The organism is Paenalcaligenes niemegkensis (assembly GCF_022230885.1).
Taxonomy (GTDB): Bacteria; Pseudomonadota; Gammaproteobacteria; order Burkholderiales; family Burkholderiaceae_B; genus Paenalcaligenes; species Paenalcaligenes niemegkensis.
This window is the reverse complement of the sequence record NZ_JAKGCT010000004.1, coordinates 1345335-1366177: the sequence shown is the minus strand read 5'-3', so window position 1 is coordinate 1366177 and position 20843 is coordinate 1345335. Positions and strand designations below refer to the sequence as shown.

General features: G+C 51.3%; 15 protein-coding genes, 1 tRNA gene and 8 pseudogenes. 12 read left to right on the top strand and 12 right to left on the bottom strand.

Translation table 11 applies throughout. The features are described 5' to 3' along the window. Positions 1-10: 10 nt before the first annotated feature. Positions 11-1101, bottom strand: a pseudogene (locus L1889_RS10595) (YheT family hydrolase). Between the two features lie 72 nt (positions 1102-1173). After that, positions 1174-1386 (bottom strand): zinc-finger domain-containing protein, encoded by a 213-nt coding sequence (locus tag L1889_RS10590; RefSeq protein ID WP_238665095.1) that lies wholly within the window; start codon positions 1384-1386, stop codon positions 1174-1176. A gap of 291 nt (positions 1387-1677) precedes the next feature. Between L1889_RS10590 and L1889_RS10585 the strand changes: the two are divergent. The 3 genes and pseudogenes from L1889_RS10585 (at position 1678) to L1889_RS10575 (ending at position 4154) form a co-directional block, all read left to right on the top strand. Beyond that, a pseudogene (locus L1889_RS10585) lies at positions 1678-2339 on the top strand (AzlC family ABC transporter permease). Further along, positions 2336-2673, top strand: a pseudogene (locus tag L1889_RS10580) (AzlD domain-containing protein). Before L1889_RS10585 ends, L1889_RS10580 begins: the two co-directional pseudogenes overlap by 4 nt. Positions 2674-2786: 113 nt before the next feature. After that, positions 2787-4154: a DEAD/DEAH box helicase gene (locus L1889_RS10575; protein WP_238665094.1), complete on the top strand. Its 1368-nt coding sequence runs from the start codon at positions 2787-2789 to the stop codon at positions 4152-4154. Here L1889_RS10575 and L1889_RS10570 read toward each other — a convergent pair. Further along, a complete protein-coding gene (locus L1889_RS10570; protein WP_238665093.1) occupies positions 4131-4526 on the bottom strand; it encodes a thioredoxin family protein in 396 nt (131 codons plus the stop codon). The two genes, L1889_RS10575 and L1889_RS10570, sit on opposite strands and share 24 nt — an antisense overlap. Before the next feature lie 74 nt (positions 4527-4600). Here L1889_RS10570 and L1889_RS10565 point away from each other — a divergent pair, with 74 nt between their 5' ends. The 4 genes from L1889_RS10565 (at position 4601) to L1889_RS10550 (ending at position 8053) form a co-directional block, all read left to right on the top strand. Then, a complete protein-coding gene (locus L1889_RS10565; RefSeq protein ID WP_238665092.1) occupies positions 4601-5407 on the top strand; it encodes an EI24 domain-containing protein in 807 nt (268 codons plus the stop codon). Positions 5408-5418: 11 nt separating this feature from the next. Then, positions 5419-6222 (top strand): competence/damage-inducible protein A, encoded by an 804-nt coding sequence (locus L1889_RS10560; RefSeq protein ID WP_372871750.1) that lies wholly within the window; start codon positions 5419-5421, stop codon positions 6220-6222. Between the two features lie 64 nt (positions 6223-6286). Beyond that, entirely contained in the window at positions 6287-7093 is an 807-nt protein-coding gene (locus L1889_RS10555) for an IclR family transcriptional regulator (RefSeq protein WP_372871459.1), read from the top strand. A gap of 360 nt (positions 7094-7453) precedes the next feature. Then, a complete protein-coding gene (locus L1889_RS10550) occupies positions 7454-8053 on the top strand; it encodes a phasin family protein (RefSeq protein ID WP_238665090.1) in 600 nt (199 codons plus the stop codon). Between the two features lie 78 nt (positions 8054-8131). On the opposite strand, the pseudogene L1889_RS10545 reads toward L1889_RS10550, so the two are convergent. The 6 genes and pseudogenes from L1889_RS10545 to L1889_RS10520 all read right to left on the bottom strand — a co-directional run bounded on the left by L1889_RS10545 (position 8132) and on the right by L1889_RS10520 (position 12494). Continuing rightward, a pseudogene (locus L1889_RS10545) lies at positions 8132-9177 on the bottom strand (quinone-dependent dihydroorotate dehydrogenase). Positions 9178-9191: 14 nt separating this feature from the next. Beyond that, positions 9192-9917 carry an arginyltransferase gene (locus L1889_RS10540; RefSeq protein WP_238665089.1) on the bottom strand — a complete coding sequence of 242 codons (726 nt, stop codon included), beginning with the start codon at positions 9915-9917 and terminating at the stop codon, positions 9192-9194. A 34-nt stretch (positions 9918-9951) separates the two neighbouring features. After that, positions 9952-10712, bottom strand: a pseudogene (aat, locus tag L1889_RS10535) (leucyl/phenylalanyl-tRNA--protein transferase). 55 nt (positions 10713-10767) lie between these two features. Continuing rightward, positions 10768-11220, bottom strand: a pseudogene (locus L1889_RS10530) (NUDIX hydrolase); the annotation flags it as partial. Between the two features lie 105 nt (positions 11221-11325). Then, on the bottom strand, positions 11326-11934 hold the full coding sequence (locus L1889_RS10525; protein WP_238665088.1) for a DUF2946 family protein: 609 nt from the start codon (positions 11932-11934) through the stop codon (positions 11326-11328). A 486-nt stretch (positions 11935-12420) separates the two neighbouring features. Continuing rightward, positions 12421-12494, bottom strand: a tRNA-Cys gene (locus tag L1889_RS10520). 319 nt (positions 12495-12813) lie between these two features. Between L1889_RS10520 and L1889_RS10515 the strand changes: the two genes are divergently transcribed. The 3 genes from L1889_RS10515 to L1889_RS18805 all read left to right on the top strand — a co-directional run bounded on the left by L1889_RS10515 (position 12814) and on the right by L1889_RS18805 (position 14792). Further along, positions 12814-13839 (top strand): histone deacetylase family protein, encoded by a 1026-nt coding sequence (locus L1889_RS10515; RefSeq protein ID WP_238665087.1) that lies wholly within the window; start codon positions 12814-12816, stop codon positions 13837-13839. Positions 13840-14089: 250 nt separating this feature from the next. Next, the gene (locus L1889_RS18810; RefSeq protein ID WP_308217623.1) at positions 14090-14428 is read left to right on the top strand and encodes a LysM peptidoglycan-binding domain-containing protein; all 339 of its coding nucleotides are present in this window, start codon (positions 14090-14092) and stop codon (positions 14426-14428) included. Continuing rightward, a complete protein-coding gene (locus L1889_RS18805; RefSeq protein ID WP_308217622.1) occupies positions 14382-14792 on the top strand; it encodes a peptidoglycan DD-metalloendopeptidase family protein in 411 nt (136 codons plus the stop codon). Before L1889_RS18810 ends, L1889_RS18805 begins: the two co-directional genes overlap by 47 nt. 118 nt (positions 14793-14910) lie before the next feature. Here L1889_RS18805 and pcaF read toward each other — a convergent pair whose 3' ends face one another. The 3 genes and pseudogenes from pcaF to L1889_RS10495 form a co-directional block, all read right to left on the bottom strand. After that, on the bottom strand, positions 14911-16113 hold the full coding sequence (pcaF, locus tag L1889_RS10505; protein ID WP_238665086.1) for a 3-oxoadipyl-CoA thiolase: 1203 nt from the start codon (positions 16111-16113) through the stop codon (positions 14911-14913). Further along, positions 16113-16774, bottom strand: a pseudogene (locus tag L1889_RS10500) (3-oxoacid CoA-transferase subunit B). Before L1889_RS10500 ends, pcaF begins: the two are co-directional and overlap by 1 nt. After that, positions 16761-17450, bottom strand: a complete 690-nt coding sequence (locus L1889_RS10495; protein ID WP_238665085.1) for a 3-oxoacid CoA-transferase subunit A — start codon at positions 17448-17450, stop codon at positions 16761-16763. Before L1889_RS10495 ends, L1889_RS10500 begins: the two are co-directional and overlap by 14 nt. A gap of 332 nt (positions 17451-17782) precedes the next feature. Between L1889_RS10495 and L1889_RS10490 the strand changes: the two genes are divergently transcribed. Together L1889_RS10490 and L1889_RS10485 are read left to right on the top strand one after the other, a co-directional pair. Further along, a complete protein-coding gene (locus tag L1889_RS10490; RefSeq protein ID WP_444329661.1) occupies positions 17783-18436 on the top strand; it encodes a pseudouridine synthase in 654 nt (217 codons plus the stop codon). Between the two features lie 198 nt (positions 18437-18634). Next, positions 18635-20784 (top strand): annotated as a pseudogene (locus tag L1889_RS10485) (TonB-dependent receptor family protein). The last annotated feature ends 59 nt before the right edge of the window (positions 20785-20843 follow it).

The window sequence follows — 20843 nt, the reverse complement described above, 5'->3', positions numbered from 1 at the left end:
AACCGACCTTTTAGCGCTTGGTGTCAAAGAAGTGGGCAAGCCGTGAGGGTAGCCAATTAATATTGCCTGGAAATGTTCCGGTGGTAAAGCCTACATGGCCGCCGTACGAGGGCTGATGCAGCAAGACTTGCGATGACGTATCGTTAAGGCTCGGCAGAGAGTTTAAGGGTACGAATGGATCGTTCTTTGCGTTGAGTACAAGGGTAGGTACAGCTACGTCTTTTAGAAACTGCTTGCTTGAGGCTTTTGTCCAGTAATCTAAAGCATGTTTGAAACCATGCATCGGAGCGGTATAAATGTCATCAAAGTCGCGTAGGGTACAGGCCTGACCTAAACGCAAAACGTCGATCATCCCGGGGAAACGACGTGATTTGTCGAAGATCTTTATCTTCATGCTACGCAAAAAATGACGGCAATAAACTCGGCGGCCAAAGCGGCTGTTAGAAAGAAGCTCTCCGCAGGCCACAAGGTCGGTGGGTACTGATATAGCTGCGCTGGCAGTGATCCAGTCGCAGTTGGCCCCCTGTTCGCCCAAATATTTAAGCATGGCATTGCCCCCAGTGAAACGCCGGCACAATACCAGCGTGCGTTGGGAAGGCGGCTACGTACCGAATCAAGGCAGAAAGCAATTTCTTCGCTATCGCCTGAGTAGTAAGCACGGGCCATTCGATTAGGAAAGCCTGAGCATCCCCGAAAATGAGCCACCACTACAACCCACCCCCGCGCCCGGAAGTACTGTGCAATAGCCTGGGCGTAATGGCTCCGGCTACTGCCTTCAAGCCCATGAAACAGTATCAGGGCTTGAGTATCGGCTGATTGCGGAAGGCTGGACCAGTCGTCGTCCTGCATCCATCGGCGGGCCGCTGTCTGGTTCAAGTGTGCGTCTCGTACTGCACTGGCACCATTAGCTAGACGGTCGGCAAACAGCCCCGGGCCTGTCCAGTCCAGATCAAGGAAGTCGCCGTCAGGGGTATCCACGCGTTCGCGTACGAAAGCAATACGGTGATGACGGGCAAAATAGGCGGCATAAATGGTCTGTGCGTGACCACCGGGCAGCCAGACAGGAACAGGGCAGGGAGATAAATCGATCTTAGCGGTCACGAATCGATTGAGGCATAAAATAGATAATTAAGTGGATGTGGGTAGTCGGCTGCGAAGGCTGGACTGATCGACTTAATGGCTATGCAGCTTCTCACCTTCTTTTAGTTTATAGGTGGCACTGCAGTAGGGACAGCTGCCCATACCTGTCTTGCTGATGTCGATATAAACGCGGGGGTGCATGCTCCATAATGGGGCATGAGGGCCAGGGCAATACACGGGTAGATCGTCCGCACTTAATTCGATGATATCGATTTGGGGAACGTTTTTTTCACTTGCGCTGCTCATTTGATGTCCTGTAACAAACAAGATTGTTTCTTAATTTCAAGCCCAATTGTAGCAAGCTCACCGTAGGAAATGCGCATCAATGCAGATTACATGCCCAGCTTTTGTGCATAGGTGACAAAGCCCCGCTAAACATTGCCATAAGTACTGTTAAGTGCGCTACCATTTGAAGCGAATGATTCTCAATGATTGGGAGTGTTTGCATCAGTGATCGAGCGCTTTAAGGCAGGTTTGGCCCACCGTTTGCCAACACCAGAGCAGCGGGGTGATTTTGCGTTGGGCTTTCGCGATCTGATGCCCACTCTGGTGGCGACCACCGTTTGGGGTTTTGTTACCGGCGTGGCCATGTTGAAATCGGGTTTGAGCGACTCCATGGCGACCTTAATGACGTTGCTGGTGTATGCAGGCTCTGCTCAGTTGACCGCGCTACCGCTAATCGAGTCGGGGGCGCCACTGTGGTTAATCTTCGCAGCGGGCTTTATTGTCAATATACGCTTTATTATCTTTGGTGCAGCCTTGCATCCCTTTTTCAGGCATATGGCATGGCGAAAACGGTTGCTGCTTGGTTACATCACGAGTGATATTGTTTTTGTCTTGTTTATGGGGCGTTATGCCGACAGTCCGGAGCGCCGCTCTTCAAAACATGTCTGGTATTTTTGGGGGTAGTGGTCCCCGGTTGGCTGTCCTGGCAGATATCGTCGCTGGCTGGCGTGTATTTTGGCTCCATCGTCCCAGACTCCTGGTCGCTTGAATATGCTGCTGTCTTGGCCTTGTTAGCTATTCTGTTGCCCTTGGTGGTGACGCGCCCGTTGCTGATTTGCTTAATGGTGGCAGGAGTCATCGGATGGTTCGGACAGTTGTTACCGCTACGGCTGGGTTTAGTGGCGGCAGTTATAGGCGGAGTGACCGCGGGCGTGGTAGCTGAACAACTGCAACGCAAAAGGAAAGCCCCATGAATGCCTATTGGCAGTATGATTGGTACCTGTTAGGTGCCATTGGGTTATTAACCCTCTGTAGTTTTTAACGCGCGCAGGCTACTTGCTATTTGGCGATTATCTGCCATTGCCTGATTCAGTGCGTCGAGCACTACGTTATGCACCTGTCGCTGCGTTAATTGCTATCATTGTGCCAGAGCTGCTGCCTTGGAAAGCGGGTACTGAACCTGTGTTCGATATCAGAATTATCGCCGCATTTGTTGCCGTACTGGTTTATATGCGTACACGAAGCACTGTGCTGGTTATTGTCTCCGGAATGGTCTCGCTTTGGATACTTAAGGCGCTCATCGGCTAGCTACATTATGCAACCCCATCGGTCTCAATCGCGAGACCGTCTTCGTAGGGCTGCATACACAGCCTTGTTGCAAACGCTCGGTAATTGCTAATATCGGGCTTAAAGCTTTTTCAATGAAAGAAACAAATACCTCTGAAGTAAATCATAGTTTTGCGGATTTCGGGTTACATCCTGACATTCTTGCATCGGTGCTGGCCGCCGGTTACAGCACTCCTACTCCCATTCAAGCTCAAGCGCTTCCGCCAGTTATGGAAGGGCGCGACGTCATGGGGGCGGCCCAGACAGGCACGGGTAAAACTGCTGCGTTTTCGTTGCCAATCTTGCACCGTTTAATGCCGATGGCTAACAGCAGCGCATCGCCTGCCAGACACCCGGTGCGTGCGCTCGTACTGACACCCACGCGCGAGCTTGCTGATCAGGTGGCAAATAGCATCGAGCTCTACGCCAAAAAGACGCCGTTGCGTTCAACGGTAGTATTTGGCGGTGTCGATATTGGCCCCCAGCGAGAACAATTACGTCGCGGTTGCGAAATTTTAATTGCAACGCCTGGCCGGCTGCTTGACCACATCGAACAACGTAACGTCAATTTATCCCAGGTGGGTATTTTGGTTCTGGATGAAGCCGATCGTATGCTCGATATGGGTTTCATGCCGGATCTGGACCGTATTGTCCGTTTGCTTCCCAAGCAGCGGCAAAGTTTGCTTTTCTCGGCTACTTTTAGTCCTGATATCCGCAAGCTGGCCTCCAATTTCCTGCAGAATCCTATCAGCCTGGAAGTCGCAGCACGTAATGCTACCGCCGAAAACGTCAGCCAGATTGCCTATCAGGCAAAGGGCGATGCAAAGCGTGCGGCCGTACTGCATATTGTTAAATCCAAAAAGCTGCGTCAGGTAATTGTCTTTACCAACACGAAGGCGGGCGCTGCGCGTCTGGCTCGTGAGCTTGAGCGTGATGGCCTGAAGGCCGAGTCCATACATGGTAATAAAAGTCAGCTGGAACGCATGAAGGTGCTGGATGCGTTCAAGGCTGATGAGCTCGAGGTTCTCGTGGCTACAGATGTAGCGGCACGTGGCCTGGATGTAGCGGGTGTGCCATGCGTTATTAACGTTGATCTGCCGTTTAATGCCGAAGATTACGTGCATCGTATCGGACGTACAGGCCGCGCCGGTGCCAGTGGGGAAGCCATCGCTCTGTATGCACCCGAAGAACTGCATTTGCTTGAGGCAGTAGAAAAGCTTATAGGTAATAAAATTACGCGGGGCGAGCTGCACGTTGCTCCCGCTCCGGCTCCGGTCAGGGCACGCCCGGCTCGTCGTTCATCTTATAGCCACAGTGGTTCTAAGCAGCCGATTGACGAATTCTTTTTAAAACCCTACGAGCCATCGGCAGGTGCCAATACTACGCCGCGTAGCAGCCGGCCTGCAAATGGCGGCACTAAAAAACGTTCGGTCGGGGTGTTATTGGGCGGCGGCAGCTACTAATGCCTTAAAGTCGCCAGGGCCGATGTTATGCTGAACCGGGGTTTCAGCAGCATGTTCCAGCAGGCGCTGTAAATGCTCGATATGGGGCAATAAGGGACCAAAAAACAAGGTCCCTTTTTTGTTTTGTATCAAGACAGTGGGGAAATTATCCACATCCTCATCGCCCAGTAGCTCTTCGTTTTCTTCAATATCTACCCATACAAAGCAATGTTGGGGGTGTAGAGCCGATAATTCGTCAAATTGTGGCTGGTAGGCTTTACAAGTGTTGCACCATGCAGCACAGTAACAAACGATGGTTAGTGAGTCGTCGGCTTGTTCTTGTAAGGTGAGGTGAAGCGAGTCTAACGAGTCGGGCAGGTTATATGTAGTCATGTCAGTAAATTAAGGCTTAAGGCAAGATTGCCTTTATCATAGCGCTGTCTAGTAAAAATAAAGCATATATCGCTATGGATGTGTACTCCTCTACTTATTCTGAAAACATCATTCAGCGCGTAGGCATCGCTTTGAAGCGGGCGGCCCTGTCACAGTTGCACCCTAAGATGTTGGCTGCACTGCTTTTGCCTTTGTTGATCGCACTGGCAGGTGCCTTTGTGCTGGTGTGGCTGTTCTGGACGCCCCTGAGCAACTGGTTGCTGGTGGTGCTTGGAGACGTAGGGCTTATCGAGCGCGCGGATCAGTGGATGATTGACGTGGGCCTATTCTCGCTTAAAGCCTATATCGTGCCCATTGTCGTCGCCTTGATAGTGTTTCCTTCGTCTGGGGTGCTGGGTCTGATTATTGCAGCTGTGTTTGTCATGCCCATTGTGTTGCAGCATATTCAGAAACGAAGTTATCCACAGCTTAGGCGGGCAGGTGAAAACTCTACTGTATTAAGCGCCACAAATGCCTGCTGGGTAGGTTTGTGTTTTGTCATTGGCTGGCTGGTGACTCTGCCTTTCTGGTTAGTCCCATTTCTCGGTGTGTTGTTACCCGTTTTTTGGTGGGCTTACGCTTTTACGAAAATATTGCGTATCGATTCAATGGTAGAGCATGCCACTAAAAATGAACGTATGGTGCTGCGTAAGCGATACCGTCGAGACTACTGGGCACTGGGTATCGTGATGGCTCTTTTAAGCTTGTTGCCGCCGGCCTGGCTCATAATGCCTGTATTCTCAGCGTTGGTATTTGGGCATTTTTCACTTAGGCAACTGGAATTGATTCGTTCGGAAATTCCCGCTGTAGTACCCCATGTCGAGCTAATTGAAAAGGATTAAGTCGTATGCCCATTTCTGTAGACCCTGTGCCCGCTATACGTTTGATAATTATTGGGGATGAAATCTTATCGGGGCGGCGCCAGGATAAACATTTTTCCAGCCTGGTTGAAATGCTGTCACAAAGAGGGATGCGACTTTCTGCAGCTGAAATCATTTCAGATGATCCCGTGGATATTACCGCTACGCTGAAACGCAGTTTTGCCACCAGCGATATTGTTTTTTGCTGTGGTGGCATTGGTGCGACACCTGATGATCAGACCCGTCAGTCCGCAGCCATAGCCCTTGATTTGCCGCTTGTCCTGCATCCTGACGCTGCAGCCTTGATTGCCGAGCGTTGTGCCGACAACGAGCGTGCGGGTCAAGGAAGCGCTGACATGTCATTGCCAGAGAATCAGCAGCGCCTACAAATGGGTATGTTCCCTGACGGCGCAGAAATTGTTCCTAATCCATTTAATAAAATACCTGGTTTTTATATTAAGAATCATACCTTTACCCCTGGTTTTCCAGTGATGGCATGGCCCATGATGCAGTGGACCCTGGACGAGCGCTATAAGCAGTGGCATCACCGCGAGCCTACGGTTGAACATTCATTTCTGGTTTTTGCGATGCCAGAATCCAGGATTACGCCCGCTTTGGAAGAGCTTGAGCTGAAATGGCCCGGAGTAAAAGCTTTTAGCTTGCCTAGTGTGGGCGAAGCAGGCGATCGGCCGCATATCGAGTTAGGGGTCAAAGGGGATGCGCAGGCGACGGTGCCAGCGCTGCGGTTTTTGCGGGATGAAGTGCTGCGTCTGGGCGGAGAACTCAGCGCAATATAAAATCACTTGATTGAACACAGGATATTTCATATTATGGAATTGTTGCGCCGCGTCAAATAAGACTATGTCAAGTATAACCACTCCTACTATTCCTACTGTTCCCGTCTCACCATTTGGTGCAGGGCTTATTACTATTCAGGTCCTCGAGCGTGCCATGATCCTGCTCGACGAGCTGGCACGGCAATCTGAACCTGTCGCGCTAAAAGACCTCGCCAAATCAACGGGACTCCACACCTCCACTACCCATCGAATTCTGAATGACCTGGTCGTGGGTCGTTATGTTGAAAGGGTTGATAGCGGACTCTATCGTCTCGGTATGCGTTTGCTAGAGCTGGGCTCCCTGGTAAAAGGCAGACTGAATGTACGTGCAGTGGCAATTGAGCCTATGCGTGAGCTGCACAAGGTAACAGGTCAGACAGTAAATCTGTCGCTACAGCAGGCTGACGAGATTGTCTACGTAGAACGTTCCTGGAGTGAAAATTCTGGTATGCAGGTGGTACGGGCCATTGGTGGCCATGCTCCTTTGCATTTAACCTCCACTGGTAAGCTGTTTTTATCCGAATGGGAGCCCAGGCAGGTTCGTGCCTATGTGATGCGTACCGGTCTGGCCGGAACGACCCGCAACAGTATTACGCAGGTTGTTGATCTTGAGCGTGAACTGGCTTTGGTGCGTCGCCATGGTTACGCCCGTGATAACGAAGAGCTGGAACTCGGGGTACGCTGTATTGCAGCGGGCATACACGACGATACCGGGAAATTGCTGGCAGGCTTATCACTGTCAGCACCGGCTGAACGCCTGCGTGACGACTGGATCCCGCTATTACAGAAAACCGCCAGACAGATATCCGAGGCGCTGGGCTACGACATGTAGCAGGTGCTTTGTTTTGTTTCATAAAAAAAGCGAGGTCACGTTGAACTCGCTTTTTCTTATGGGTGTCATATTCAGTGCCTATGCTGTGGGTAGCGTTGCCTCTGCTCTGTTGATTTTCCGAGCTTTCCGGTTGGCGAGCTATCCACGTACAAGCAATATAAGTATTTGATTACTTTAGTCTCTTTATAATCACAAACGAGTTGCTTCTAGCTAACTAAGCCTTGACCTAATGGCGCTTAACGGTAAAATTACCGTATGTTGCACCGCAACATAGAGGGTTCAGCCGTTGTGTAGCTTAATCGCTCAGCCTTCATAGTCGTTGTCCTTATTTTTGTTGTAGACATTATCAAGGGGTATTTTATGAGCTCATCACAACAGCCGTTTTTTGCAAACAACCAGGCCAATCTAAATAATATCGTCGCTGCTCAAAACCGTTTGTTTTCTGGTTTTGAACAGTTAGTTGACCTGAATCTTCAGGCGTTTAAGTCGTCTTTGGATGACATTGCGGAAAAAACTCAGCAAGTCGCTTCTCTAAATGACGTCGAGCAGGCTAATCAATTCGCTATCGGTCTTGCTAAGCCTTCATCTGATCAGGCCCTGCACTATGGCAAGCAGCTTTTCGATATCGTGTCTGGTGTACAGCGTGACCTGGGACAAATTGCAGAAGCACAAATTACTCAAAATCAACAGCAAATTACTCAATTGGTCGAACAGGCCGAAAAAAGCGCTCCTGCTGGTAGCGAAAGCTTTTTTGCGCTATTTAAAGCGAGTGTCTTGAATGCGACCAATGCCGCAGACGGAGTGGTTAAAGCCACGCGTCAGTTTACCGAGGCTACTGAGTCAAATGTAGCAGCGGCAAGCAGTGCTGCGGCTAATGTTAGCCAGCAAGCAGCGGGTGCGGTAGAGAAAACCATTGCTCGCGCAGCCACTGCGGCATCACAGCCTCGCACCGCTTCGTAGGTCGATACAAGATCCACAGCGCTGTCTGAGCGTAGTTTTTAAACGCCTCTTAATCATTGAATGATTAAGAGGCGTTCTTTATATTTGATTCAGTGCGTGTATGCAGTCATGCACCAGTTTTGGGCCTTGATAAATAAGCCCGGTGTAAAGCTGTACTGCGCACGCGCCGGCCTCGATTTTTTCTACGGCATCCTGCGCCGAGTTAATACCGCCAACGCCAATAACAGGAAAGCTGCTTCCCAACTGCTTTCGTAAGCCCCGTATGACTTCCAGAGATAATGCATGGACGGGGGGCCTGACAGGCCACCTTGCTCTTGAGCATGTGCTAAACCTTCTACTGAAGCGCGGCTTAGGGTGGTGTTAGTGGCGATCACGCCGTCAATATCGTTTTGGATTAAGACATCCGCAATGATCTTGACTTGTTCCTGACTAAGATCAGGTGCAATTTTGACGGCAATTGGTACATAGCGCTGATGCTGGTCGCTAAGCTGCTTGCGCTTTTCGTTCAGCGTAGCCAGCAGACCGCCTAATTGATCCTCACCCTGTAATTCGCGCAAATTCTGCGTGTTGGGTGATGAGATATTGATCGTAATGTAATCAGCATGCTCGTACACGCCAGCTAAGCCTAGCAGATAGTCTTCGACGGCGGCTTCCATGGGGGTTAGCGCATTTTTGCCAATATTCAAGCCTAGTATTCCACCGTTTTTTCGCCAGGCATTATCTTTTACGTTATCAAGAAAGATGTTCAGCCCGTCGTTGTTAAAACCAAAACGGTTAATCAGCGACTGTCGCTGAGGCAACCTGAATAATCTGGGTTTGGGGTTACCCGGCTGGGGAAGGGGAGTGACTGTACCTACTTCCAGGAAGCCGAACCCAAGGCTTCCGAGCGCGTCTATGTAGGCGCCGTTTTTGTCCAGACCGGCTGCTAGACCGACGCGATTACGACAGCTCAGACCCATGAGGCTAAAGGGGTTTGCTACGGGCGCCTTAGGCAGAAGTTGTTTGCCTAGCTTGCTTTGATGGACAGTATTAAGCCCTTTCAACGTGAACTCGTGTGCCCGCTCTGCGTCCATTGAAAATAATAATGGACGCACGACTGCATAGCTGCTTAATAAAATGGACATAAATTAAAAATAAATCAAAGGCTTGGGGCGGACCACTTACCTCGCTCTAAGAGCTGATACGGGATGAAGCGAGTTTTGTATGCCATTTTACGGCTTTCTTCTATCCAATAGCCTAGATACAGCCACGGCAGGCCTAAATTATGGCACATCTGTATTTGCCACAAAATGGCGTATGTCCCTAGACTTGCTTTGGACTCCGGGTTGAAAAATGTGTAGACCGCCGAGACCCCGTTATCCAGGAGATCAATAATTGCGACAATCTGTAGTTTGTGGTTTTCATCTCGAAACTCAATCAGCCTGGAGTCCACGTGACTTGAAAGCAAGAATTGCGAGTACTGCGACGCGGTATCCTCATCCATCCCCGATCCTGGGTGGCGCTTCTGCTGATAGCGGCGGTAAAGGACGTAGTGTTCGTCATTCCACTGCAGCGGTAAAATACGGCCTTGCATACCGGCCAAGCGTCTTAAAATACGGCGTTGGCTTCGATCGGCGCTAAAGTTGGCGACATCGATACGAATGGGAATGCAGGCCTGGCAGTCGTCACAATAGGGCTTATAAGTGAAGGTGCCACTACGTCTGAAACCTTGGTCTACAAGTTGGGAGTATGTTTTGGCATCGACCAGATGCGAGGGCGCCGCAACCATCGAGCGTGCCTGTTCGTTTTCCAGATAACTGCAGGCGTAGCTTGCTGTCGAATAGAACTGGATGGCTTGCGGCTTAATGTCGGTGGGATGACTCATTAATCCTCCATAAGACTCGTAAGGCTACGGTCTATTATTTATTATGGGATTGGTCGTCGATTGGGGCAAGGTCTCCGTTGGCCAAAAGTTGCCCTGGCTTCCAAACCGGAGAGGGTAGATTCTTGTGCTTTGCCAGAAGCTGATTAAATTGAGAACGAGGAATGGACTCCGCTCCCAAACTTGAAAGATGCCGGGTTTCCTGCTGGCAATCTACGTGCGAGATTTGATTCTTTTTCAGGAACTGCACCAAATAGTACAGGGCGACCTTGCTGGCGTCGGTTTGCGAGGCAAACATCGACTCACCAAAAAGAATCGGCCTATGCAAACTCCGTATAGACCACCGACCAACTTGCCGTTGCTCCATGTCTCGACACTGTGTGCGTAGCCTGCCTGATGAAGATTGAAGTAGGCGCGAATAATTTCAGGAGTTATCCACGTACCTTCGTTTCGAATCCGGGTAGCGGCACATTGCATAATGACGTGCAGAAAGCTGGTGTTGGTCAGTATCTGTGTGTCAGCATCGGCCAAATGTTCGTTCCTGGCTATTTGACGACAGCGCTTTGCCAGCGAACGCGACACCTTGAGGCTATTGCAATCGAGGACCATCCTGGGGTCAGGGCTCCACCACAAAATCGGATCTCCCGGGCTATACCACGGAAATATACCCTGATGATAGGCATCCAGCAGGCGGGCTAGGGACAGGTCTCCTCCTACAGCCAGCAATCCATCTTCTGAGGCAAGCGCTGTATCTGGAAAAGGCGTGTCTTTCTCTAAGAAAGCGATGCTGAATTCCATCATCCCTTCTTCGAAAGATCACCCGTGGCCAAGGCATAGTAATGAGGTTCGAATACCCCTTTTTTAAGTCTTCGCAATAGTGCTCCAAAGTGGTGCTGACGGTTCTGAAAGCCAGTTCGTCCCATGGAATCTCATCGGGTGATACAAACATGGTTTCAGAAGTTTCTGGTCCGGGGTTGAGCTCGTCATTACGCAGGTAGCCTAAGTAATAAAAGTGTACCTGTTGGGCGTAAGGGACATCAATAATCGTATAGAGGGGGCCTAAGTCGAGTTGCGCACCCGCTTCTTCATCCGTTTCGCGCAAAGCACCTTCAACAGTGGTTTCGTTGAGTTCCATGAAACCCGCGGGTAATGTCCACCATCCGTGCCGGGGATGAATGGCGCGTCGGCAAAGCAAGATTTTTCCTTCCCATATTGGCAATACACCCACTACATTTCTTGGATTCTGATAATGCACGGCCCCACAGCTTTCGCAAACGTCACGGACGCGATTATCGTCCGGGGGAATGAGGCGAGTTAAAGGGTGTGCACATTGACTGCAAAAGGCTTGAGCGCGTGGAGCAGGAAAATAAAAATTTGAAGGGGGAAGTCATGAGGGAAATTCTTTACGTGGTTACGCTGCAGGGCAAGGGTATCGGGTGAATGCGAGTTGCTGTGGCAGTTTGCTGTCTAGAGTAAAACAAAAGGGAGCACTGCGGGGAAAGTCCAGGCCTTTTCCTCCCCATAATAAGTGGGTGGCAGACAAATGCTCATTATGTTTTATGGGAAGCAACTCAAGAATATTCCGTCCGTCCCCGGTATGCAAATTTGCGCAAACCTGCTCTACGTCCTGGCTGGATACTAACGCTGTTCCAAGGTTCCCGTTTGCATACAGCTCGCCCAGATCGGTGAGCCACCATGACGAGACCGATGCGATAGGCTGTTGGGTATGAGTGTGAAGCCTGGTTTCATGATCAAGATAGGCAATATAGGGAGCCTTTTCTAGCTGCACATAGACGCGTTGCGGGCCATTCTGGAAATACCAGTTGCCCTGCTCATCTGCGGCATAGTTGCGGCTGATGAACTGCAACATGGTTGACGAGCTAACCACGGTATCGGGCGTGGGCTTACCGTGATCCGAGTCAAAAAGATGCCACTGACCACGCGCTGACAGATGTAGCCGATTATAAATGGCAGGAACGTTCGGCCATTTTTTAAGCGCAGCATGTACGAGTTTGTCCATGGGGTCTGGGTTCTTTGAGCATGTTCAGGGTATAGCCATCAGTATAGCGGAGTGCCAGGATGGTTTTCCGGTGTGTCACAATCTCAAGAAAATAACGTCCCCGTTTTAGCGAACGGGGACGTGTACATGGATTTAGCGGTACCCCTTCAGATCTAAAGACATTATGCGCGTTTAAACGGTTCTTTAACCTCTGCAGATACTTTCGATGGCCGTCCCTTGAATAACGCTCCGCTAAAAAGTCTGGGCGTTAACGTTGGCGGCCGACCAAGGCCACCACCATAGCTTTTGGTATTGATAATCTGTTCGATAAAGCCTACACCGATCCGCAAGCAGGTTATGCTGTGAATAATCCGAGCTCATGGCAAGGTCGCGGTCGCAGTGCGAAAATAAATGTTAGCTGGCGATATGGGAAGTAATCGCAGGCGGTAAGCTAAAGCTTTCGCGCACAAAAAAGCCGTTTTCATTAAAACGGCTTTTTTTAGTATCTGGAGGCGCAAGCCGGAATCGAACCGACCTACACGGATTTGCAATCCGGTGCATAACCACTCTGCCATTGCGCCAATTGTTGCATCACTTTAGTTGGCGATGCGCTTTTAAGCTGTTTGCGCTGACTTTTTTCAGCTTAGCGCTTAGCATTTGCATGCTATGGAACTTGCTGTTTTCTGTAGCTTGTTTTTTTAGCTTATATTATTTAGTTAAGCTCGCTGGTTTCACAAAAGTGCTTTAAAAAGACGATGGACCTAAGCGTGAATAACCAAAGAGGATGACTATAGCTGTATTAGAGTATTTTGGCAAGGGGAGGCACAGCGTTTTCTGTCGTTAGCGACACAGCATTCCAGAAAAAACCATTATTCAGCAAAGGATACAAGGGAGACAAGAATGAAGGCTTTTTTTCACGATGAGCAGTTGAGGCATCGACCATTGACTTATTTTTCTCGGGGCAAAATGCGTATACCGCAGGAAGTGCCTGAGCGGGTGCTTGAGTTGCGTAGCGCCTCCGCGCTTTCTGGCCTGATCGTAAGTGAACCCGCAGATGCAGGGAGTGAGCCCTTATTGGCTGTGCACACTTCAGATTATTTGCGTTTTCTCCAGGAAGCACATACAGATTGGAAAGCATTGCCCGATGACTGGGGTGAAGAGGTAGTGTCGAATATATTTGTTCGCACACCGCATGCGTTACGAGGTGTATTAGCCAGGGCGGCGTATTACCTGGCTGATGGCAGCTGTCCGGTGGGAGCGCACACATGGGAGGCTGCTTATTGGTCAGCGCAATGCGCAATTGCGGCAAGTCGTGAAGTGCTCGCAGGCGAGCGATTTGCTTATGCGGGATGCAGGCCTCCCGGGCATCATGCGCGTAAGGATGCGGCGGGTGGTTTTTGTTATTTGAATAACGCAGCGATTGTGGCCCAGGAATTACGTCAGCGATACCAGCGCGTGGTGGTGCTCGACACAGATATGCACCATGGACAGGGAATTCAAGAAATATTCTATGACCGGGATGACGTTTATTACATATCGATCCACGGTGATCCGGAGAATTTTTATCCCGTAGTGGCGGGTTTCGAAGATGAGCGAGGTGCAGGCAAAGGAGAGGGCTATAACCTGAATTTATGTATTCCTCATCATTCCAGCGAACGGGTGTTTTTTGAAAAACTCGAGACAGCTATGCATGCTATTGAGTCTTTTGGTGCTGACGCCCTGGTGCTGTCGCTAGGTTTCGATATTTATGAGCACGACCCACAGTCTTTGGTGGCGGTTTCTACTGAAGGCTTTGAGCGTCTGGGATCATCGATTCGGGCTTTAAACCTGCCCACCGTGGTGGTACAGGAAGGCGGCTATCATGTGGAGACTCTTGCCGAAAATGCGGTCAGCTTTTTTAACGGACTCCTTGCCCAGCGCACCTAGGCAGCGATAAGAAGCTTTTGGGGCGATGCGACCGTAGTGCCGTGTTTTTGAACAAAGCCTACAATCTGTTGCATTGCCCGGTCTTTTATATTGTTGCCGGAAATCAGGGCCTTATACCGTTTTTTGCGGGATTGCTTTTTTATAAGCGGGACTTGCACTTGGCAAGCTAAGCTGGATGTGTTCAATTATCATTATCTTTTTGTGATACAACCCGCGCTCATCGTCGGATGCCGCTTAAATTACTGCCTTCATGCTAACGCTATCCACTACTGTTTCTTTCCTACGTCGTATTTCAGTGATGTCCCTGATCGTCATATTGGCAGCGTGTGGCACCACGAAGTCGGTGCCCGAGGGCCAGTACCGTGTTCAGAAAGGTGACACCTTAACAAAAATAGCCCGTCAGCACGGTCAAAGCGTATCAGCGCTAATGAGCATGAACAGCATACGCAATCCAAATCAAATTAAGGCGGGGCAAGTACTGAAAGTGAAAGGCGGAGCTTCATCGACAGCGGCTCCGGCGGGGGGCAGGCAGTACCGCAGCTTTGCCTGCGCCACAGGCTTCGTCAGCTTCGGTGGCCGCGCCACGTAGTATCAACCTGGTGTGGCCTGCTGCGGGAACATCCAGGCGCGGGGTGTCGGCCTCGCATTCTCAGGGTGTTTATATTGCAGGTTCAGCCGGTGCTCCCGTTAAAGCCGCCGCGGCAGGTAAGGTCATTTACTCCGGCAATAGCTTGCGAGGTTATGGCAATATGCTGATTTTAAATCACGACGCTAATTTTTTAAGTGTCTATGCCCATAACCAAAAGCTGCTTGTCTCAGAGGGGCAAAGCGTGAAGCAGGGGCAATCTATCGCCGAGATGGGAAATACCGACACCAATGCCGTGCAGCTTTATTTCGAGTTGCGATATAACGGCAAACCGGTAGATGCGCTTCGCTATTTACCCAAGAAATAAAAAACCACCGCTATAAAGACGATTCATCAGGAGCAGCTTAGGGTCTGAGCCTGATGAATCGCCATATAGTGGTGGCGTACTACCTTAACGCTTTAGAGGACTACGAAGGGCTTTGGGTCTACAGCCGTTCGATGGCCAGGGCAATTCCTTGGCCTACTCCAATACACATGGTACACAATGCATAGCGGCCCTGTGTTCGTTCAAGCTGGTATAAAGCGGTGGTGACCAGTCGGGCTCCGCTGGCTCCCAGGGGATGACCCAGGGCAATGGCACCGCCATTTGGGTTCACGCGAGGATCGTCATCGGCGATACCCAACATGCGCAAGACGGCCAGGCCCTGGCTGGCAAATGCTTCATTCAGTTCAATCACGTCAAACTGATCGAGGCTCATGTTTAGCTGGGCCAGCAGTTTTTGGGTGGCCGGAGCCGGACCTATACCCATGATACGCGGTTCGACGCCAATAGTCGCCATTCCTAATACGCGTGCCCGCTTGCGCAGACCATATTTCTCGGCAGATTTCGAGTCAGCCAGCAGTAGCGCAACCGCACCGTCATTAATGCCGGATGCATTGCCGGCTGTCACGCTTCCTTCTGGGGAGACAACGCCGCGTAGTTTCGCGAGCGCTTCCAAGCTCGTGCTGCGCAGGTGCTCGTCATTGCGAACTTCGATAGGATCGGCGCGTCGCTGGGGAACCCAGACGGAAGTGATTTCCTTGGCGAAAATGCCTTCCTGTTGTGCAAGGGCGGCTTTTTCCTGACTGCGTAAGGCGAAGGCGTCTTGATCGGCGCGGCTGATTTTATATTCAGTAGCCACAGTCTCGGCGGTTTCCGGCATGCTGTCGACGCCATAAGCGGCCTTTAGAGCCTTGTTGACAAAGCGCCAGCCCATGGTTGTGTCCTCCATGGTCTGAGTCCGCGCAAAGGCGCTGGTGGCTTTGCCTACAACGAAGGGAGCACGGCTCATGCTCTCTACGCCTCCGGCAATAATCAGGCTGGCTTCTCCGGTGCGGATGGCACGCGCTGCGCTGCCGATGGCGTCCAGGCCGGAACCACATAAGCGGTTAAGGGTGGAACCGGCCACGCTGGTGGGCAATCCGGCTAGTAACGATGACATTCTGGCTACATTTCGATTGTCTTCGCCGGCCTGGTTTGCACAGCCGTACAGCACATCGTCAACGGCGTTCCAGTCTACATCAGGGTTACGCTCAATCAGCGCTTTAATAGGCACAGCACCTAGGTCATCAGTACGTACCTGCGAAAGTGCGCCACCATATTTACCAAAAGGGGTACGGATAGCATCACAAATATAAGCATCAGACATTAAACGGCTCCGGTTTGTGTTAGAGGCTCATAGCGCATGTGCACACCACTGAGCTTTTGTAGCTCGTCAAAGCTCAGATCGGCGAAAATCTGTCTGACGGCCAAGCCAGTATCAGTTACATCAATGATAGCAAGGTCTGTATAAATGCGATCTACGCAGCCTACCCCTGTGACGGGGTAAGAGCAGCTATTGACCAGTTTGCTTTCGCCTTTCTTGGTTAAATGCTCGGTCATCACATAGACTTTCCTGGCGCCGATAGCCAGATCCATTGCCCCACCGACGGCGGGAATAGCGTCAGGTGCACCTGTACTCCAGTTGGCTAGATCGCCAGTGACAGAGATTTGAAATGCGCCGAGCACACAGATGTCTATGTGGCCCCCCGCATCATGGCGAAGGAGTCAGCATGATGAAAATAAGCGCCACCATCCAAGAGTGTCACATATTGCTTTCCGGCGTTGATGAGGTCTTCGTCTTCTTCACCCTTGGCCGGCTCGGGACCCATGCCCAGAACACCGTTCTCGCTGTGCAACAGGACTTCCCGATCGGCCTCAAGGTGATTAATCACCATGGTTGGCATCCCGATGCCCAGGTTCACAATAGCACCTTCCGGGATATCAGCTGCTACAAGAGCGGCCATTTCATTTCGACTAAGCTTTTTCATTGGAATCTCCTGCGGAAGCAAGTGCTACAACCCGATTTACAAATAAGCTGGGCGTCACGATGCTTTCCGGGTCAAGTTCACCCAGCTCGACAATATCAGTGACTTGTACAATGGTGGTCTTGGCGGCAGTAGCCATGATAGGACCGAAATTGCGTGCGGTTTTTCTATACACCAGATTGCCCCAGCGGTCGGCACGATGCGCTTTGATCAGTGCAAAGTCGGCATGTAAAGGGGCTTCCAGAACATAGTGCTTACCGTCAATTTCACGTGTTTCTTTACCTTCGGCCAGCAAGGTACCATAGGCTGTTGGAGTAAAGAAGCCGCCTATGCCTGCCCCTGCAGCACGTATGCGCTCAGCCAGAGTGCCTTGAGGTACCAGTTCAAGCTCGATTTCCCGGGCATGGTAGAGTTCATCAAAAACATACGAGTCGCTTTGCCTCGGAAAAGAGCAAATTATTTTACGTACACGCTTTGCTTTTAATAGCGCAGCCAGCCCTGTATCACCGTTGCCGGCGTTGTTGTTGATAATGGTTAGGTTGCCGGCCCCATTATCGATAAGAGCGTCAATCAATTGAGCAGGCATACCGGCCAGACCAAAGCCACCAATCATAACGGTGGCGCCGTCGTGAACCGGAGCAACGGCCTCTGCCGCTGTCTGGCAAATTTTGTTAATCATTTTCGTTTCTCGCACATAGAGGCTATATCTACGATAGCCGCCGGATTAATGATAAAGGCAGTAGTGCTGCGGACGCCTTAGGTAGATTCTTTACTTACGATGATGAAAATATAGTAGGTATGAGCTTTTTTATTGTCAATAAAATAGAACGTACAGTGAGAATGCAGTCTTTTGTTCGTCCGTCTAACGGACGTTTTTGGTCTTGGCTTAGCGATGCCTTGCGTGATTTTGGCTTCATCGGAGAATAGAGGGGATGGGTATAAACAGTCAGTCTCCAAGCAAGTACACTCTCAGTATGCCGTTACTCTTTCTTTTTGATTGCTCTTGATCCCATGTCTTCAGCTCCCCGGCGCAGCGCCTCGCCCCATGCTCGTACACAAAGAACTGCACCCTCATCGAATGCAAGGCATAAGGCCATGCAGGCAAAGCCCGATACGGTGGGCACCTCAATGCTTATTGTGCTCAATAAGCCCTATGATGTGTTGACCCAGTTCACCGACGAGGCGGGGCGTAGCACCTTAAAAGATTATGTTGATGTGCCGGGCGTCTATCCCGCCGGACGGCTGGACCGCAACAGCGAAGGCCTGCTTTTGCTGACTAACGATGGCCGGCTGCAAGCCCGAATTGCTGAGCCTAGGTACAAAATGCCTAAAACATACTGGGTACAGGTTGAAGGGACGGTGCTTCCTGAGCATCTTCATTTGCTGGAAAGCGGGGTGAGGCTTAGCGATGGATTGACCTTAGCCTCAAAAGTCAGGCTACTTGATGAGCCTAAGCTTTGGCCGCGGAATCCTCCTGTACGATTTCGGGCGCAGATACCCACCTCGTGGCTGGAGCTCGTTATTACTGAAGGAAGAAACAGGCAGGTGCGTCGCATGACCGCTGCGGTGGGCCTACCAACCTTGCGTTTGGTACGTGTCAGTATCGGGCCGTGGTCGCTGGATGGGCTGCTTCCGGGTGAGTGGCGAAGAGATAGCGGGCTCTGAAACGAGGCGCAGCCCTATTTAGCATGGGGCTTAGCGCCGTCTGTCACGGCATACATGATATTCTTTCGCAACGGGGTGTAGGTCCCTGTTCTGCTTACGCCTGCCAGTACGGCGTCTCCTGTTATTCTTCAATTTGGACGTTTCCCCATGTCTACTTGCATGCTCAAAGCTCGCCTGAGCCGGAAATATAGTTTTCTCATGGCGGCGGCTTCCCTGGTTGCTTCTACCCCTGTCGCTGCCCAGACGTCGGCTCCTTCAGGGGCTCCCGATGCTGCATCTATAACGGCTGAGCCCGTTATCAGTACGCTTAAACCCGTGGTCGTAACCAGTACCCAAATCGAACGTCCAATTTTCGAAGTACCGGCCTCAGTTAATCTGATCGACGGCGCAATGATGCGCGAAGGCCAGATGCAGGTCAATCTGTCCGAAGGCCTGGGCGGTGTACCGGGCATGCTCATTCAGAACCGGCAGAATTTTGCTCAGGATCTACAGATTTCCGTGCGAGGTTTTGGCTCGCGCTCTACCTTCGGTGTGCGCGGAATTCGCTTGTATGTGGATGGCATTCCGGCCACGATGCCTGATGGGCAAGGACAGACATCCAATATTGATATCGCCTCCTTAGACAGGGTGGAAGTATTGCGCGGGCCGTTCTCAGCTTTATACGGTAATTCGTCCGGGGGAGTGATTCAGGCATTTACTGAGGATGGCAGCGGACCGCTGACGATTACCCCGAGCTTTACCATGGGCAGCGATAGCCAGTATCGCTATGGCGTGAAGGCCAGCGGTGCAACGGGCACCCAGGCTGGTGATATGGATTATGTTCTGAGCACCAGCCGCTACACCACAGAAGGTTATCGCGATCACAGTTCGGCTAGAAAGAACCTGGCGAATGCCAAACTGGGCCTGGAGCTTGATAACGACAGCAGGCTAACGGTGGTTCTCAATAGCGTAGATATCAGTGCGGATGATCCCCAGGGCTTAACGTACGATGAGTTCAGGAATAGCCCGCGCAACGCAGCGCCGAACGCCCTGACATTCAATACCCGTAAAACTGTCAAGCAGACTCAGGGTGGGCTTGTATACGAGCAGCGCATCAATGCCGATAATGACTTGCGCGTGATGGGCTATTACGGTCAGCGCAAGACCGAGCAGTTTCAGGCGATTCCGGTGTCAACCCAGGCTCCGGAAGGCCACGCCGGGGAGTCATTAATCTGGGCCGTGATTATGGCGGAGTCGATGCGCGCTGGACCTCACGTTTGTCCTTTGCCGACCGGCCCCTGACTGTGATTGCCGGGGTTGCCTACGATGCCTTGAAGGAAGATCGGCGAGGCTATGAGAATTTCACCGGCAGTGGCGCCACCGAACAGCTGGGCGTTAAAGGTCAGTTGCGGCGCAAGGAAAGCAACGAACTATGGAACATAGACCCCTATCTGCAGGCATCCTGGCAGTTTGCAGAGCAGTGGACGCTGGATGCCGGCCTGCGGTACAGCACTGTGCGTTTCAAATCGGATGATCGTTACATTACCGCTGGCAATGGCGACGACAGTGGCTCTGCTCGCTACAGCAAAGCGTTACCTATGGCCGCTTTGCGCTATCAGGCTACGCCGGGTCTTAATCTGTACGCCACGGCCGGACGAGGTTTCGAAACGCCTACCTTTAACGAAATCTCGTATCGCTCTGATCAGTTGCCAGGACTTAATTTTGACCTGCAGCCCTCGGTCAATACCAGCGTGGAAGTCGGCGCAAAGGCCAAGCTTGGCGATGGCCTCTTTACAGCCGCTGTATTTCAGACACGCACTGACGATGAAATAATCAATGCGGAAGCCAATGGAGGCCGCACTACTTATCGTAATGCCGGGCGTACCCGCCGCAATGGTCTTGAGCTTAGCTGGATGGGAGAGGTCGCGCCTCACTGGCATGGTGCCTTTGCCTACACCTTCCTGGATGCGAAATATCGAGATGATTTTTATAGCGGTGCCACAGAAGCTGCCAACCTGATCCCTTCGGGTAATCAAATCCCAGGCATTGCCAGGCAAGCCCTGTTCGCTTCGCTTGACTGGGCGCCTCCGCAGGGCTGGCGTGCAGGTGTGGAAGGTCGCTTATTAAGTAAATTTCATGTGAACGATGCCAACGATGAGGCGGCACCGGGCTATTTTACAGCGGCGGTGCATGCGGGCTATTTGTGGCAGCTGGACAGCTGGAAAGTAAATGCCTTTGCCCGGGTAGATAACGTTTTTGATCGTAACTACGCAGGCTCGGCTATCATCAATGCGGGCTTTCGCCGCTATTACGAACCAGCTCCGGGCCGGAACTGGATAGCCGGGCTTAGTGCTTCGTATCAGTTTTAAGTCAGCAGCCCGACGGGCCGACTATAAAAAAGCCCCGACGTTTGAGCGCCGGGGCTGAA

What these genes read in the sequence shown, in the direction of transcription:
- L1889_RS10590 (WP_238665095.1), bottom strand. Translation starts at nt 1,386, where the DNA reads ATGAGCAGCGCAAGTGAAAAAAACGTTCCCCAAATCGATATCATCGAA.
- L1889_RS10575 (WP_238665094.1), top strand. Translation starts at nt 2,787, where the DNA reads ATGAAAGAAACAAATACCTCTGAAGTAAATCATAGTTTTGCGGATTTC.
- L1889_RS10570 (WP_238665093.1), bottom strand. Translation starts at nt 4,526, where the DNA reads ATGACTACATATAACCTGCCCGACTCGTTAGACTCGCTTCACCTCACC.
- L1889_RS10565 (WP_238665092.1), top strand. Translation starts at nt 4,601, where the DNA reads ATGGATGTGTACTCCTCTACTTATTCTGAAAACATCATTCAGCGCGTA.
- L1889_RS10555 (WP_372871459.1), top strand. Translation starts at nt 6,287, where the DNA reads ATGTCAAGTATAACCACTCCTACTATTCCTACTGTTCCCGTCTCACCA.
- L1889_RS10550 (WP_238665090.1), top strand. Translation starts at nt 7,454, where the DNA reads ATGAGCTCATCACAACAGCCGTTTTTTGCAAACAACCAGGCCAATCTA.
- L1889_RS10540 (WP_238665089.1), bottom strand. Translation starts at nt 9,917, where the DNA reads ATGAGTCATCCCACCGACATTAAGCCGCAAGCCATCCAGTTCTATTCG.
- L1889_RS10525 (WP_238665088.1), bottom strand. Translation starts at nt 11,934, where the DNA reads ATGGACAAACTCGTACATGCTGCGCTTAAAAAATGGCCGAACGTTCCT.
- L1889_RS10515 (WP_238665087.1), top strand. Translation starts at nt 12,814, where the DNA reads ATGAAGGCTTTTTTTCACGATGAGCAGTTGAGGCATCGACCATTGACT.
- L1889_RS18810 (WP_308217623.1), top strand. Translation starts at nt 14,090, where the DNA reads ATGCTAACGCTATCCACTACTGTTTCTTTCCTACGTCGTATTTCAGTG.
- pcaF (WP_238665086.1), bottom strand. Translation starts at nt 16,113, where the DNA reads ATGTCTGATGCTTATATTTGTGATGCTATCCGTACCCCTTTTGGTAAA.
- L1889_RS10495 (WP_238665085.1), bottom strand. Translation starts at nt 17,450, where the DNA reads ATGATTAACAAAATTTGCCAGACAGCGGCAGAGGCCGTTGCTCCGGTT.
- L1889_RS10490 (WP_444329661.1), top strand. Translation starts at nt 17,783, where the DNA reads ATGTCTTCAGCTCCCCGGCGCAGCGCCTCGCCCCATGCTCGTACACAA.